The sequence below is a fragment of the Tsukamurella sp. 1534 genome (genome assembly GCF_000312385.1).
Classification (GTDB): Bacteria; Actinomycetota; Actinomycetes; order Mycobacteriales; family Mycobacteriaceae; genus Tsukamurella.
Genome location: NZ_HE997626.1, coordinates 1,523,699 through 1,538,438, shown reverse-complemented (window position 1 = coordinate 1,538,438; position 14,740 = coordinate 1,523,699). Strand labels below are relative to the sequence as shown.

Genomic DNA, 14,740 nt, shown 5'->3' with positions numbered 1-14,740 from the left:
GTGCCTGTGGTTCCGGCGCGGCGGGGGCCTCCGCCTGGCGCTGGCTCGGGCGCACGAACCGGGGAGCCGGACCGTCGGGTGCGGGGGCCTGCGCCGGCGGTGCCGACGGTGCCGGGGACGCCGCCGCCTGCGGAGCGGGCGCGGCCGGGGCGGCGCCGGCCGGGCGGCTCTCCAGAGCCTCGATGCGCTGCAGCAGCGCGGCCTGGGACTCGTCCGCGGCGGGCAGCAGCATGCGGGCGCACATGACCTCGAGCAACAGGCGCGGCGAGGTGGCGCCGCGCATCTCCGCGAGGGAGGCGTGCGTGACCTCGGCGCACCGGGTCAGGGTGGCGAGGCCCAGGCGGGAGGCCTCCCCACGCATCGTCTCCAGGACGTCGATCGGCACGTCTACGAGTCCGCGATCCGCGGCGTCGGGAACCGTGTGCAACAGGATCAGGTCGCGCAGGCGCTCGAGCAGGTCCGTGGCGAAGCGGCGCGGATCGTGGCCCGCCTCCATGACCCGCTCCACGGCCCCGAACAGGGCCGCACCGTCGGACGCCGCGAGGGCGTCGACCGCCGCGTCGATGAGTGCGGTGTCCGTGACGCCGAGCAGGCCGAGCGCGCGCTGGTAGGTGACGCCCTCCGCCCCGGCGCCCGCGAGCAACTGGTCCATGATCGACAGCGAGTCACGCGGTGACCCGCCGCCCGCCCGGATGACCAGCGGGTAGACCTGCGGTTCCACGGTGACGTGCTCCGCGCCCGTGATCTTCTCCAGCAGCGGGCGCATCACGTTGGGGGCGAGCAGCCGGAACGGGTAGTGGTGGGTGCGGGAGCGGATGGTGGTGAGCACCTTCTCCGGCTCCGTGGTGGCGAAGATGAAGATGAGGTGCTCCGGCGGCTCCTCGACGATCTTCAGCAGCGCGTTGAAGCCCTGCGGGGTGACCATGTGCGCCTCATCCACGATGAAGACGCGGTACCGCGATTCCGCCGGGGCGTAGAAGGCGCGGTCGCGGAGCTCGCGCGCATCGTCCACGCCGCCGTGGCTGGCCGCGTCCATCTCCGTGACGTCCAGGTTGCCCGGGCCGCCGGGCGCCAGGGCCAGGCACGAGTTGCACACGCCGCAGGGCGTGGAGGTGGGGCCCTGCTCGCAGTTGAGCGAACGGGCCAGGATGCGCGCCGACGACGTTTTACCGCAGCCGCGGGGGCCGGAGAACAGGTACGCGTGGTTGATCCTGCCCGAATCGAGCGCGGTGCTCAGCGGCTCGGTGACGTGCTCCTGCCCCACGACCTCGGCGAACGTCGCTGGACGGTACTTGCGGTAGAGAGCCACGGTCTCAGGCTACCGGTGCCCTGTGACACGTCCGCGAGACGGCCGTGTCCGTCATGAGCCGCTCGGCTGCTGCGGGAACGAGCCGGTGTCGTGCCCCTGCGCCGGGGGCTCGGCCGGGAACCGGCCCGCGGGGAATCCGCCGGGTCCGACGGTGCCTCCGGGCGGGGGAGGCACCGTCGGCGCCCCGCGCCCGACGGACAGCCGGTCCGCCAGCGCGAGGGCGAGGAGCATGCACAGGGCGACGAACAGCACCAGCACGTACGCGGGATGGACCTGCACCGCCACCAGGCCGACGGCCATGAGGACCGCCCACACGCAGCAGCTCGCGACGCGGGCCCCGAGCGACCCGCGGGCCACGAACACCGCGAGGCCCACCAGGGCGACGAGGGCGATCACCAGCATCACCGCGAGCGGCGCCAGCAGGTAGACGCCGATGAAATCGGTGTACGTGCCGCGGTACGCGTCCGCGGAGCCCTCGTAGGAGGCGTTGGCCATCCAGTAGATGACCGCACCCAGCAGCGTGAGGGCGGCGATCATCGCCTGGACGAGCGCGAGCGCCCGGTACAGGCGCGGGACGGGTGGCGCGTACGGGTACATGGCTTCCCCCAGAGTTTGCGATGTCGACGTCCACGCTAGCGGGCGGAACGTCGCCGGAGAAGGGGCGCGGCACCGCCCTACTGCTTCGCGCGATCCAGGCCCAGGGCGTCCTGATGGACGAACGGCCACACCGCCCTACTGCTTCGCGCGATCCAGGCCCAGGGCATCCGTGATGTAAAAGAACGGGTCCGTCTGGTCGGTGAGGCCGGTGACATTGGCGGCGCCGGGACCGTACGCGGCGATGCGCACCTGGCCTCCGGTGTGCTGCTCCTCGCCCGGCTCGAGCGACGTGCCGTAGTTGACGGTGAGCAGGCCGCCGTCCTTGGTGTTCAGCGTTCGGGTGAGACCCGGTGTCACGGAACCGGTCTCGACGATCTGACTGGTGTGGGCGTGATCGCCCGTGACGATCACCAGGGTGTCCTTGTCCTGCTTGGCGAACTCCAGCGCGGCGGTGACGGCGTCGGAGAGCTGCACGGTCTCGCCGATCTGGCCGCACGGATCGGCGTCGTGGTTGGCCTTGTCCACCGAGCCGGATTCGACCTGCAGGAAGAAGCCCTTGTCGCCCTTGAGCAGGTCGATCGCCTTCGTGGTGAGCGACTGGAGCTTCGGGGTGGCGCCGAACGCGGGGTTCGGCGCGCAGGTGACGGCCGGCTCCGCGCCGCCCTCCTTGGTGGCGGTGGCCTTGTCCCACAGGCGCGGCAGGTTGCCGTCGGCGAACACGCCCAGCACCGGCTTGTCCTGATTCGCCTCGGTGACCCCGTCGAGCTCGCCGCCCGACCGGACGATCTGGTAGCCGCGCTCCTTGGCCTGCACCTCGAGGGTCTTGCCGTTGTACTCGCCGGCGTCGGCCGTCTGCTGGAAGGTCTTCCAGCCGCCGCCCAGGGTCACGTCGGCGCGGGCGGCCAGGAGTTGCTCGGTGATCGAGCCGGGGCCGCCGTTGGACAGCGCGTCCGAGGCGCACTTCTCCTTGGTCTCGACGGGGCCGTAGCACTTGCGCTGGGCGACGTGCGCCACCTGCACGGCGGGGGTGGCGTCCTGCAGTTCGGTGGTGGTGACGTTGCCGGTATTGCGGCCGTTGGCCTTGGCGATCTCCAGGATCGAGCGCTGGGCCTTGCCGTTCACGTCGACGCCGACGGCGCCGTTGTAGGTCTTCGTGCCGGTGGCCCACGCGGAACCGGAGGCCGCCGAATCGGTGGTGTAGTCCGGCTTCTTGGTGTCCTTGTTCAGCGAGTAGGTGGTGTAGTCGCCGGAGAGCGGCAGCTGGTCGATGCCGGGGATCTGGCCGCCCGCGCCCCACTGGTAGTCGCGGGCCAGGGTGAGCTCCTGGTTGGCGGTGCCGTCGCCGATCACGAGGATGACGTTCTTCGCCTTCGACCGCTGGATCGAATCGGCGATCGCCCGCGTCTGATCGCCGTCCAGTCGGCGGGCGCCGCCGTTCGCGGTGATGTCGCCGGCCGCGTCGCGGTTGATCTCCACCTTCGCGGCGGTGTCGCCGTTCACGCCCGGGCCAGTGTCGTCGCCGCCGCACGCTGCCGCCAGGGCCAGCACGGACACCATGCTCAGGGCCGCCGCGACCCGCGTCTTCCTACCGTCGATTCCAGTCATTCATGCATGACAGCATATGTGTTTGAACATCTATCATTAGCCAGATGAACTTTTGATGCGGCGACGGAGATGCCGGTCACACCGGTCATTCCCGACGGGGGAGCCTGGTCGCGAGGGCCTGCGCCAGTGCCGACCCGAACAGCAGCCCCAGCGCCAGCGCGGAGATCACCGCGGCCACCTCCACCGCGGTCCGCGCGCCCTGCCCCGGATCGATCCCCAGCGAGGTGACCGACAGCAGGCCCAGGCTGCCCGGCACCAGCACCCAGAAGGCGGGCAGGAACACCACGAGTCGCGGGAGCGTGGGCCACACGTACGCGACCACCGAGGCGCCGAGGCTGCCGGCGATCGCGCCGAGGAAGCCGCCCAGCACGGGGCCGGACATCGCCTGCCCCGCGACCTGCGCCCCGAACGCCGCGGCCACGACGAACGAGATCGCGGGCAGCATGCGGAACGAGGCGCCCTCGTTGAAGCAGAGGCCCACGCAGATCAGCGCGAGCCCGACGGGCGGCCCCCACCAGCCGAGCTGGTTCACCCGCTCGTTCACCAGCAGGTCCGCGCCGACTCCGAGCAGCGTGGTCGCGGTGAGCACGCCGAGCGAGAAGAGCAGCAGCTGCACCACGCCGAAGGTGAGCCGCGCGGCACCCGCGACCATGGCGCCCGCTGCGAGCTCGGACATCCCGGTCACCATCAGCGCGCCGGGCAGCAGCACCGCCAGGGGCGCGAGGAGGGTGCGCAGCGGACCGTCGAGCCAGCCCGCCTGGGCGGCGGCGAAGACGCCCGTGGCCACGACGAACGCGGCGATCGTGGGCAGCAGCGTGGCCGCGAGGCGCACCCGCCCGGCCAGCGAGACCAGGAGCATCACGGCGACGCCGCCGACCGCGGCCGCGGCGATGTTCGGCCAGCCCGGCTGCAGCACCATCGCGATGCCCACCGCGATGATCGACCACGACGCGTCCTGCATCCAGCGCGGGAACCTGTGCGGCAGGGACCGCAACGAGCCGAGCGCGCCGAACGCCTCGTCGGGCGTGACGCGGCCGGAGACGAGGCCCCGTCGCACGTCGTTGACCACGGCCGACTGCTCGAGCCGCAGCGGACCGTCGACCGATTCGAACGTGGCGGGCCCGCCCGGCGTGAGCCCGAGCGTGAGGCCCGTGGGGGTGGCGCCGACCTGCGTCAGCGGGTGCCCGAGCGCGGTGGCGACGGACCGGACCTCGGACTCCACCTCGTGCACGGGCTGGCCGCCGGCGATCAGTGCGGCGCCGAGGTAGGCGAGCAGCCGGCGGTGCTCGGCCGCGGGATCGGACCCGGCGTCAGGCAGCACGGCGCGACCGGTCCGACCGCGCGAGGAAGGCCGCGCTCCCGACCAGGGTGGCCACGAAGATCCACACGTACACGCCGCTCGCGAGGACCTTGAGCACGGGATCGTCGACGGGCCGCAGGAAGATGCCGATGGCGTAGGTGTCGTGGACGTCGTCGACGCCGAGGGGCTGCAGGGTGGGGAAATAGGTGACCCAGATGAACGTCGCGGCCACGAGGGCCAGCGGCGCGATCATGCCGAGGAGGCGCCCCTGGAAGTCGGTGGCCACCAGTGCCGGCGTGAGCAGGACGAGGAGCAGCAGCACGATCCACACCCAGTGGTGCCCCCAGGAGAACGGGGAGACCGCGCACGCCGTCATGCCCACCACGGTGATCGCGAGGAGGACGTGTCCGCGGCGGTACGCCCAGGTGGCGATGCCGAGGCCCGCGAGCGCCGCGGGCACGGCCGCGAGCAGCCACAGCGCCGTCGACGGGTGCTCGGCGTGGGTGAGGAACGCGATGAGGCCGTTGATCGACTGGTTGCCCACCTGGTTCGGTTCGCCCACCCGGTTGGCGTCGAGGAAGGTGCCGGACCAGTACTGCCAGGACTGCTTCGGGATCACGATGAACCCGATCGCGACGGTCCCGGCCAGCGTGAGGAGGGCGTTGCGCGCCTCCCGCCACTGCCGCGTGGCCACGAGGTAGAAGAGGAAGAACGCCGGGGTCAGTTTGATGCCGGCCGCGATGCCGATGCTGAACCCCTTGAACCGGGCGCCCTTGGGCCGCCCCAGGTCCCACAGCAGGATCAGCATGAGGAACACGTTGATCTGGCCGAACCAGATGGTGGTGCGCACGGGCTCGAGGACGGTGGCGACGAGCGTCAGGCACACCGCGGCGAACCACACCCGCCCGTCGCGGGCGAACCCCAGCAGGCGGAAGCCGATCAGGAAGCAGGCCAGCAGGGCCAGCATGATCGCGATGGTCCACACCCACCGCAGCACGTCGGTGGACATCCAGCTCAGCGGCACGAACAGCACGCCCGCGAACGGGGTGTACGTGAACGGCAGGATGTCGTTGAGCAGCGGACCGTCGTACAGTCCGGCCCCGCCGTGCGCCACGATGTCGCCGCCCTTGCGGTACACCTCGGCGTCGATCTGGTTGTGGAACAGCCCGTACATGGGCGTGGAGAACGGGATGCGCACGAACTGCTGCCACACCGCGACGCCCGCCGCGAGCGCGAAGAGGCCCAGCACCCACCACTGGCGGGGGAACCGCCGGCTGATTTCGTCCGCCACCGGCGCGATCCTCCTGTTCGGACCTACTGCATCAGTTTTTCAGCAGAAGCCAAGAGTACACAGGTCGCAACACCGTCCATAGCCGTCTCCAGCTCGTCGATGCTGGGGAACGTGGGCGCGAGGCGGATGTTCCGGTCGTGCGGGTCCACCTTGTTCGGGAAGGTGGCGCCGGCGGCGGTGAGGGCGATGCCCGCCTCCTTGGCGAGTTCGACGGTGCGCTTGGCCGTCCCGTCGAGCACGTCGAGGCTGATGAAGTAGCCGCCGGCGGGTTCGCTCCACGACGCCACCTTCGCGCCGCCGAGGCGCTCCTCGAGGATCTCCAGGACGCGCGCGAACTTGGGCGCGATCAGGTCGCGGTGCTTGCGCATGTGGGCGCGCACGCCCTCGGCGTCGCCGAAGAAGCGGGCGTGCCGCAGCTGGTTCACCTTGTCCGGGCCGATCGAGGTGAGGCTCGCGTACTTGCCGTACCAGCCCAGGTTCTCGGTGGACGCGCCGAAGAAGCTCACGCGCGCCGGCGAAGGTGATCTTCGACGTGCTGGCCAGCACGTAGGGCCGGTTCGGGTGGCCGGCCTCGGCGGCCATGCCCAGGATGTCGTGGTCCGACGGTGCGTCGCCCACCAGGGGGTGCACGGCGTACGCGTCGTCCCAGAAGATGCGGAAGTCCGTCGCCGCGGTGGGCATCGACGCCAGCTCGCGGGTGACCTCCTCGGAGTACACCGACCCGGTGGGGTTGGAGTACTTCGGGACGGTCCAGATGCCCTTGATCGACGGGTCGTTCGCCACGAGCTCCTTGGCCACGGCCATGTCCGGCCCGTCGGGGTTGAGCGGCACCACGATCATCTCGATGCCCAGTTCCTCGGTGATCGCGAAGTGCCGGTCGTAGCCGGGCGCGGGGCAGAGGAACTTCACCCTCTCCTCGTCGCCCCAGGGACGCTCACCGTCGACGGTGCCGTGCAGCCAGGCGATGGTGATCAGGCGGTGCATGATCTCCAGGCTGGAGTTGTTCTGCGCGTAGAGGTTGTCGACGGGGATCCCCAGCAGCTCGGCGAAGATGCCGCGGAGCTCGGGCAGGCCGGCGAGGCCGCCGTAATTGCGGGTGTCTGTGCCGTCGGCGGCGCGGTAGTCGTCCTCGCCGGGCAGCGCGAGCAGCCCGTTGGACAGGTCCAGCTGGTCGGGCGCGGGCTTCCCCCGGGTGAGGTCCAGCTTCAGTCCCTTGGCCTTGAGCGTCTCGAACAGCTCCGTGAGCTTCGCGTGCACGTCGGCGAGCTCGGACGGACTCAGGGAGACATAGGGGGACATGGGGTGCGCCTTCCGGCAGGAAACGGGTCCGGACATAAAGGGGACTCCGCGCACCCGCCAGAGCCCGTTGACCCTTGCTGCGTTCCCGCCCTGGGGGAGTTCACAGGATGGACGCCGCGCGGAGTCCATCGACCACTATACGTGCTCGGCCGATTTCGGGTCGACGGGGGCCGTCGTCTACGATGGTCCACGGAGGATTCGCCTAGTGGCCTATGGCGCTCGCCTGGAACGCGGGTTGGGTTAATAGCCCTCAGGGGTTCAAATCCCCTATCCTCCGCCACGGCAACGGCCCGTGACCAGCACAGTTGGTCACGGGCCGTTGTCGTTCGACGGGTGGGTAGGCTTCGGACATCGATCCCGAGGACAGGAGTCACCGTGGCCAAGGGCTACTGGGTCAGCGTCTACCGCACGATCAACGATCCGGCGAAGGTCGCCGCGTACGACGCCCTCGCCGGCCCCGCCGTCCGGGACGCGGGCGGGCGGCTGCTCTCCCGCGGGAGCCGCGTCGAGGCGTACGACGCCGGGATCGCCGAGCGGACGATCCTCATCGAGTTCGACAGCTTCGAGCAGGCCGTCGCCGCCCGGGAGAGCGCCGCCTATCAGGAGGCGCTGGCGGTGCTGGGCGACGGCGTCGAGCGCGACTTCCGGATCGTCGAGGGCCTCGGCTGAGAGCCTGAGGCGCCTGCCGCGACGAGGGCGCCCTCGGATTCCGTCCGGTGCGGACAGCCCGCCCGCAGTGCCCGACGGTGCCCGCCGCCCGGGCTTCTCCCCCACGCACGGCCGTCTCCCCCCACGCACGGCCGTCTCCCCCACGCACGGTTTCGCCCCCACGAGAAGTCGTCCCTCTGGTCCGGTGCGCGGGTAGGCGTCACATGCGCGGCGAACACGGCGGATCGGCGCGGGACGGGGACAGAGCGGGTGGATTCGGTGAGAATGCGGTACATGGGAGAAGGAGTTGGGCAGGCAGTGGCATCGCCACGGCGGGACGCGGCACACCGAGGCAGTGCGGAGCACCGGGAGGGGATCGCATGACGCAGCCTCCGGAGCAGCCGTCCGGCCAGCCGCAACCGGGAGAATCGGGCACGCCCCCACAGCCCGCGCAACAGCCGCCGCACCCGGGCGCGGCCGGGCCGATGCCGATGGGGCCGACCCCGCAGTACGGCGCCCCGGGGTGGGCGCCCGCACAGGCGGCGCCGACGCGAGGCGCGGCGCCCGTGTCCAGCCGGGTATCGCTGGCCGTGGCCGCCGTGGCGATCGTGGTCGCGATCGTGGCGCTGGCCGTGGCCTTCACCCGCGCTCCCGCCGCGCCCGCGACCGAGGCCGCACCGACGTCGACGGAGTCCGCCTCCACCTCCCTCCCCGAAACCCTTTCCGTTGCACCGACTCCCACGGAAACCCCGGAGCAGGCGAAAGCCGCCCTCTGCGACGGCCCCTTCTTCGACCTTGTCGGTGAGCTCATCCGCGCGTGGCGAAGCGCGCCAACCGACGATCCACAGATTCGAATGACGATCTATAACGCAATCGAATCCGCCACGCAGAGACATTCGTCAGCTCCGCCCGAAGTGATCGATGCGCTGAGGTCGTACGCCGCGGGCGTGATCAACCCGAAGCGCACTGAATCGCAAGCATCTAGCGATCGGGTGAACCGCGCCTGTGGGCGCTGAGAACGCGTCGATCAGGGGAGCTGGATGCGGGCGGTGGCGGTCGCGGTGGCAAGGAGGGCGCCGGACGGATCGCGCAACTCACCGGCGAGGAAGGCGAGGGACCGGGTGCGGTGAACCACGCGGCCGGTGCCGACGAGACGCCCCGGCGACGCCGGCCGCAGGTACTGCACGTGCAGGTCCACGGTCGGCGCGAACCCGCCGGCGGGCAGCGTCGCCACGACGCAGGGCCCGAGAGTGTCGTCGAGCATCGCCGCGAGGAATCCGCCCTGCACGTTTCCCGCGGGGTTGAGCATGGACTCGTCCGCCGTGAACCGCACCTCGATCGTCCCGGCGTCGGGGTCCACGGCGATCAGGTCGAACCCCAGCGTGGCCGCCGCGGGCGGCGCCGGTACCCGCCCCTCCACGAAGTCCCAGAAGTGTCCGCCGCGCTCGCTCATGCCGGCAGTCGACCACGGACCACTGACAGGAACGCCGCCGGCGACCCGGCGACATGTCCGAAATGTGCGTTCGCTCACACGGGGTTGCCGCCGCCGTGCGGGGCCGTGGAACCCTCGCTAGCCTCGGGAGGCACCCGCCCCGACCGACGCACCGGAGGCAGAGATGCGCCGCACCGTGACCGGCTTCGCCGACGCCGTCGTGATGGCCCGCGGGTTGGGGACGACATGGTCCACGGCGCACGAACTCGTGGAAGTGGTTGCCGCGCACCGCGATCGGACCATCGAGATCGCCGAAGCGGATCTCACCGGGACCGGCATCACGGGGACGGTACTCAGCGGCGGGGACCGGGACACCATCGTCCACGCGACGGGCCTGCCGCCGTTCTTCGCCGAGCACGTGATCTTCCACGAGGTGAGCCACCTTCTGTGCGGACACCTCGACGGGGCACCCGCCACCGTCGGGCCGATGACGCACCGGCACCACGAGAACGCGCCCCACGAGCAGGAGGCGGAACTCCTCGCGACGGCGTTCGCGCACCTGCGTTCGGAGCGGGGGCGCACACCTCCCGGCGGCGCCGTCGCGGACGACGGGGGCCTCGCCGCGACGCTCGCACCGCACCTCCTGACGCGCTGACCCGCCATGACGCCGCCCATCGTCCTCGCGCTGAACGACGCGCTCTTCTCCACCGCGGCGGTCACCTGCGCGATCGCCGCGGCACTCATCGCGGTGACGTGCTTCGCCCCGGGGAGGACGGCGCGGGTGCGGCGGTGGGTGGCACTCTCTTTCGCGCTCAAGGCGATCGCCTTCGCCGCCGCCGCGCCGTGGATCGTGCGGCGGGTCAACGCGGCGTTCGCCGACTCGGTGTCGCTCCTCGTCGCGTACAGCACGTCGCCCCTGTGGTGCGCCTCGATGATCGTGGTCGCCCGCACGTGGCGAGGCGGCGCGATCACCCCCGCCTACGGGGCGGCGCTCGCCGCCGCGGCACTCGGCAGCGTCACCGCGATGGCCGTCCTGTGGTCCTCGACGTCCGGCACCGAGCTCACCGGGGCGATCAGCGCCGAGCTCGCCGAGCATCCGGCGGGGACCGCCCTGGTGCTCACCTACGCGGGCTCGCTGGCGGTGGGTCTCGTCGCGCTGTACGACGCCTGCCGTTTCCACATCGACCGCGACGCCCGCGGCCCCGATCCCACCATCCGCCGTGCCACGACGGTCATCTCCTGCGGAGTGGCGTTGTACCTGTGCTTCGCCGGCGTCCAGGGCGCCAAGGCGATGTCCAGCGCCGGCGGCACCCCGCTCATCGTCCTCGAATACCTCACGGCGCCCGTGGCCATCGCCGGGGCGGTGCTGCTCGCAGCGGGATTCGCGTATCCCGAGGCACGGCACCGGTGGGACGGGGCCACCCGGGCGACGACGGCCCGCCGCAGCTGCCGGACCCTGACCCCGCTCTGGGCGGACCTCAACGCCGCCCGCGGGGCCGCCGCGCCGCCGTGGCTCGCGGGCGCGGACCCCGAGATCCGGCTGTACCGCATGATGGTGGACATCCACGACGGCCTGCTGCACCTCGCCCCGCACCTCCCCGGCGCCGACGGGCGCGACGAGCAGTCGAGCGCCGATTTCGCCCGGGAGATCCACGGCGCGTTACGGAGACATGAATCCGCGGCGTCCCCGGAGGGCGAGTGCGGGTTCGGCGGGATCAGCCGCCGTCCGGACCTCCCCTTCGACCAGCAGATCTCCTGGCTCCGCGCGGTGGCCCGCGACTATCGGGCGTTAACGGTGCGTGAATAAGCCGCCGAAGTGATTCGCATCACTACCTAATTCTACTGTCAGTAGATTACGGTCGAATCAGACGGTCGCCGACGACGCCGAGCGTCGGCAGACGTCCGACCGAGGACATCCCCGACGACCGCGAGGTACTCGCCATGAACGAGAAGTCCGCAGCGCCCACCCGAACCGACACCTTCCGCCGCCCCGACGGCCGCCGCGTCGCCTACCGGTACACCCCGGCCCGGAGCTGCGTGGATCGCACGCCGATCATCCTGCTGCACGGCACCTTCCAGTCCGGCGCGGTCTGGCGATCGATCGGCGTCGCCGACGCGATGCACGGAGAGCGGCCCCTGGTCGAGGTCGATATGCTGGGTCACGGTGACAGCGATAAGCCCCGGGATCCGCACTCCTACCTCATCGACCGGATGGCCGGCGACGTACTCGGGATCGCCGACGACCTCGGCTTCGACCGCTTCCACACCGTCGGCTTCTCGCTGGGCGCCCGCACCTCCCTGCGGATCCCGTTCCTCGCGCCAGGACGCCTGGAATCCATGGTGTGCGTGGGCGGTTCGCACCGGCCCCAGCCGTCGATGGCCGACCGCGTCTTCTTCCCCGGCGCCCGCGCCGCCCTCGACGGCGGTTCGATGGAGGCGTTCATGGATCACTGGGACGCGCTTCGCGAGCGACCGCTCAGCGCCGCCGCCCGGGACCGACTCGGCCGCAACGACGCCCACGCACTCGCGGCGTTCTTCGATTCGCAAGAGCTGGATCCCGGACGCGAGATCGACGACTACGCAGCGGTGTTCACGCCCGCCCTGTTCATCGCGGGCGAGCACGACACCGATCGGCTGGCCGATTCCTGGCTACTGGCCGGGACCATGCCCGCCGCCTACTTCTCGGTGATCACCGGCGCGGGGCACTCGGCCTCGCTGCGCGAGGCGGCGCCGGAGATCCTGCGCCACTTCGATGCGATGGAGCTGCACGCAGCCGCGTGACGAGACGGCCGCGGCCATCCCCGGCGGAGCGGCGCTACGGCGCGGCATCCCCCGGTTCGGCGCCGTGGCCCCGAGCCGGCGCCGGGCCGGGCGGCTCGCCCGCGGCGGGAAGCCCCTCCAGCCTGCGCGCGTTGTCGATGATCGCCGCGATGCTCGCCAGGCTGGCCTCGCCGAGCCCGTGCGCGCGCAATGCGAGCGCACGGATCCCCTCCTCGCGCATCACCAGTTCAGCGGCGAGGGCGGCCTCTTCGTCCGTGTTCGGCGCCGTGAAGTGATCGACGGGGACCTCGAAGTACCCGGACAGGGCGCGCAGCAGTTCGATCGACGGATGCGCCCGGCCGCCGTTCCGCAGCGCGGACAGGTATCCGCCGGACACCCGCAGGCCGGGATTGCGATCCCGGAGTTCCTGTGCCAGCGCGTTGTTGGTGCGCGGCCTACCCGCGTGCGCCTCTCGCTCGATCAGCGCGTTGAGGCGCTGCGCGAGCAGCAGCTGCGCGCCCTCTGCTCCCCCGTCGGACATGGCAGGAATTCTACTACCAGTCGCTTTCCCGTACGAATCATTAATCGAATCCATGCCACTCCTCCTTCCTGCGCGGGGAGGCCCCGTCGGGCTCAGCGGGACCCGCGCGGGGCACCGGACCGCCGCCACCGCAGCACCTCGCGGACCGCGAGGAAGGCCATGAACGCGCCCAGCACCGCGGCGAGGCCCCGCTCGGGCAGCGCCAGCGCCAGGCTGACGCCCACCAGGGAGCCGGGCAGTGCAGCGGCTGCCAGCGGCCGGCCGACGCGGAGGTCGGCGCTGCCGTGCCGCACGTGGGTGACCGCGGCGACGATCGCGTTGGGCAGCATCACCAGCAGTGAGGTGCCGGCGGCGGTATGCAGGTTCGCACCGAACAGGACGGCCATGACGGGCACCACCAGCAGGCCGCCGCCCAGCCCCATGGCGGCCGAGTAGGCACCGACCAGGAGACCGGTCACCGTCGCGACCGAGACGATCGTCGCGGTCCCGTGGAACAGGTTCGCCGATCCCACTTGGACACCGACGGCCTGCAGCAGGAACTTGGCCGACGACAGCGCGAGGACCAAGACGAACAACGACCGCAGCACCGCCTCCGGAACTCTGGAGACCCACCGCGCGCCGACGTACGCGCCCACGACGCCGCCGATCATCAGGCCGATCCCGGGCACCGCGTCGACGTGCCCACCGCGGAGCGCGTACACGATCGATCCGACCAGGGCGGCGGAGACGTTCGCGAGCGTCGAGGTGCCGTGGACGACGTGCCGCGGCAGCGTCGAGTGCTTGTCCAGCGCCGGCACCGTCACCACGCCCGTCCCGCCGCCCAGCAGACCGCCGGAAACGCCGCCGAGGAAGCCGATGGAGGCGGACCGCCGGGTGCCCGGGATGCTCACGCCGGCGGGCGTTCCGCCACTCACCCGGTCGCGTGCCGAGGTCTGGGACATGACGCCTCCTCTGTAGCCGTACGAATCATCTCCAGTGTCATTCGCGATAGTCACGCAGCACAATGGCCACTTACGCAGGGTTATGATGCGAATATGCAGCAGTCGACGACCGCTCGGCTCTACGCCCTGGCCCCCGGTCTCACGGAGCTCGCGGCCGTCGTCCGCACCGGCAGCTTCGCCGGCGCGGCCGCCGACCTCGGCGTCACGCCCACGACGGTGAGCCGCGCGATCCACCGCCTCGAGGCGCGCCTCCGGCTCCCCCTGTTCCGGCCCGAGGGCCGCGGCGTGGTCCCCACGGGCGCTGCGCTCGAGCTCGCCCGGTACGGCGGGGAGGCGCTCGACCGGATCACGCTCGGCCTGCAGCGGGCCGATCTCGCGGCGACACCCGAACCCCTGCTCCGCCTCGGCTTCATCCGCACCCTGGGGGCCTCGTTCGTGCCCCGCGTCGTGGCCGGCTACCGGCGGCTCCGTCCCGACGTGCGGTTCGTGTTCGAGCAGGGCGCCACGGACGACCTACTCGACGCGGTGGAATCCGGCGCGGTCGACGCCGCCCTCGTCTCGCCGCCGCCGGACCGCGCCGGGCTCGCGGTCACGCCGCTGTTCAGCCAGCCCCTCGTGGCGGTCCCGCCGCCGGATTCGCCGCTCGCCTCCCGCGGCGAGGTGGACCTCCGGGAACTGGCAGACGCCGGTTTCATCCTGGCCCGCACCGGCTTGGGCACCCGTGCCGCGACCGACGAGCTGTTCGCGCACGCGGGATTCGAACCGCGCGTGCTGCTGGAGACCGAGGACATGACGATGGCGCGCGCGATGGCGCTGGAGGGCCTCGGCGTCGCGCTCGTCCCGGGCCCGGCGCCCGGCGACCCGGCGTTCCCGCACCCCGTCGTCCGGCTCACCGACGCCGCGGCCACCCGCTCGGTCGTCGTCGTCACCTCCCCGAGCGGGCCGGAGGGCGCGCCCGCGCCGGAGTTCGCCCACTTCCTCGCCGAGGAGTACGGCCCGCGGATGTGACGGTCGCGC

At 71.7% G+C, this 14,740-nt stretch carries 14 protein-coding genes, 1 tRNA gene, 1 other RNA gene and 1 pseudogene; 7 read left to right on the top strand and 10 right to left on the bottom strand.

Annotation, left to right across the window (positions count from 1 at the left end):
* The 7 genes and pseudogenes from BN39_RS07490 to ffs form a co-directional block, all read right to left on the bottom strand.
* A partial coding sequence (locus BN39_RS07490) for a DNA polymerase III subunit gamma and tau (RefSeq protein ID WP_019201759.1) occupies positions 1–1,309 on the bottom strand: 1,309 nt, incomplete at its 3' end.
* A 51-nt stretch (positions 1,310–1,360) separates the two neighbouring features.
* A complete protein-coding gene (locus BN39_RS07485) occupies positions 1,361–1,906 on the bottom strand; it encodes a hypothetical protein (protein ID WP_019201758.1) in 546 nt (181 codons plus the stop codon).
* A gap of 135 nt (positions 1,907–2,041) precedes the next feature.
* Positions 2,042–3,511 (bottom strand): alkaline phosphatase, encoded by a 1,470-nt coding sequence (phoA, locus tag BN39_RS07480; RefSeq protein ID WP_040765999.1) that lies wholly within the window; start codon positions 3,509–3,511, stop codon positions 2,042–2,044.
* Between the two features lie 85 nt (positions 3,512–3,596).
* Complete coding sequence (locus BN39_RS07475; protein WP_019201756.1) at positions 3,597–4,832, bottom strand: threonine/serine exporter family protein; 1,236 nt, start codon at positions 4,830–4,832, stop codon at positions 3,597–3,599.
* Positions 4,822–6,102 carry a glycosyltransferase 87 family protein gene (locus BN39_RS07470; RefSeq protein WP_019201755.1) on the bottom strand — a complete coding sequence of 427 codons (1,281 nt, stop codon included), beginning with the start codon at positions 6,100–6,102 and terminating at the stop codon, positions 4,822–4,824. The genes BN39_RS07475 and BN39_RS07470 overlap by 11 nt, the downstream gene beginning before the upstream one ends.
* Before the next feature lie 23 nt (positions 6,103–6,125).
* Positions 6,126–7,401 (bottom strand): annotated as a pseudogene (locus tag BN39_RS07465) (aminotransferase class I/II-fold pyridoxal phosphate-dependent enzyme).
* 35 nt (positions 7,402–7,436) lie between these two features.
* Positions 7,437–7,531, bottom strand: an RNA gene (gene ffs / locus BN39_RS22725) — signal recognition particle sRNA small type.
* 61 nt (positions 7,532–7,592) lie between these two features.
* Between ffs and BN39_RS07460 the strand changes: the two genes are divergently transcribed.
* From BN39_RS07460 to BN39_RS07450, 3 genes are all read left to right on the top strand, one after another.
* Positions 7,593–7,681, top strand: a tRNA-Ser gene (locus BN39_RS07460).
* Positions 7,682–7,776: 95 nt separating this feature from the next.
* A complete protein-coding gene (locus BN39_RS07455; RefSeq protein WP_019201752.1) occupies positions 7,777–8,070 on the top strand; it encodes a DUF1330 domain-containing protein in 294 nt (97 codons plus the stop codon).
* A gap of 545 nt (positions 8,071–8,615) precedes the next feature.
* Positions 8,616–9,065 (top strand): hypothetical protein, encoded by a 450-nt coding sequence (locus BN39_RS07450; RefSeq protein WP_148281434.1) that lies wholly within the window; start codon positions 8,616–8,618, stop codon positions 9,063–9,065.
* Positions 9,066–9,076: 11 nt separating this feature from the next.
* Here the strand turns inward: BN39_RS07450 and BN39_RS07445 are convergent, their stop codons facing one another.
* Positions 9,077–9,502: a PaaI family thioesterase gene (locus tag BN39_RS07445; protein ID WP_019201750.1), complete on the bottom strand. Its 426-nt coding sequence runs from the start codon at positions 9,500–9,502 to the stop codon at positions 9,077–9,079.
* A gap of 163 nt (positions 9,503–9,665) precedes the next feature.
* Between BN39_RS07445 and BN39_RS07440 the strand changes: the two genes are divergently transcribed.
* The 3 genes from BN39_RS07440 to BN39_RS07430 all read left to right on the top strand — a co-directional run bounded on the left by BN39_RS07440 (position 9,666) and on the right by BN39_RS07430 (position 12,262).
* Positions 9,666–10,136, top strand: coding sequence for a hypothetical protein (locus tag BN39_RS07440; protein ID WP_019201749.1), 471 nt, complete (start codon positions 9,666–9,668; stop codon positions 10,134–10,136).
* 6 nt (positions 10,137–10,142) lie between these two features.
* Complete coding sequence (locus BN39_RS07435; RefSeq protein WP_019201748.1) at positions 10,143–11,288, top strand: MAB_1171c family putative transporter; 1,146 nt, start codon at positions 10,143–10,145, stop codon at positions 11,286–11,288.
* Positions 11,289–11,422: 134 nt separating this feature from the next.
* Entirely contained in the window at positions 11,423–12,262 is an 840-nt protein-coding gene (locus BN39_RS07430; RefSeq protein WP_019201747.1) for an alpha/beta fold hydrolase, read from the top strand.
* Positions 12,263–12,296: 34 nt separating this feature from the next.
* On the opposite strand, the gene BN39_RS07425 is transcribed toward BN39_RS07430, so the two are convergent.
* Both BN39_RS07425 and BN39_RS07420 read right to left on the bottom strand, forming a co-directional pair.
* Positions 12,297–12,782, bottom strand: a complete 486-nt coding sequence (locus tag BN39_RS07425) for a hypothetical protein (protein ID WP_019201746.1) — start codon at positions 12,780–12,782, stop codon at positions 12,297–12,299.
* A gap of 92 nt (positions 12,783–12,874) precedes the next feature.
* Entirely contained in the window at positions 12,875–13,723 is an 849-nt protein-coding gene (locus BN39_RS07420; RefSeq protein WP_019201745.1) for a sulfite exporter TauE/SafE family protein, read from the bottom strand.
* A gap of 93 nt (positions 13,724–13,816) precedes the next feature.
* On the opposite strand from BN39_RS07420, the gene BN39_RS07415 reads away from it, so the two are divergent.
* Positions 13,817–14,731: a LysR family transcriptional regulator gene (locus BN39_RS07415; RefSeq protein ID WP_019201744.1), complete on the top strand. Its 915-nt coding sequence runs from the start codon at positions 13,817–13,819 to the stop codon at positions 14,729–14,731.
* Positions 14,732–14,740 lie beyond the last annotated feature (9 nt).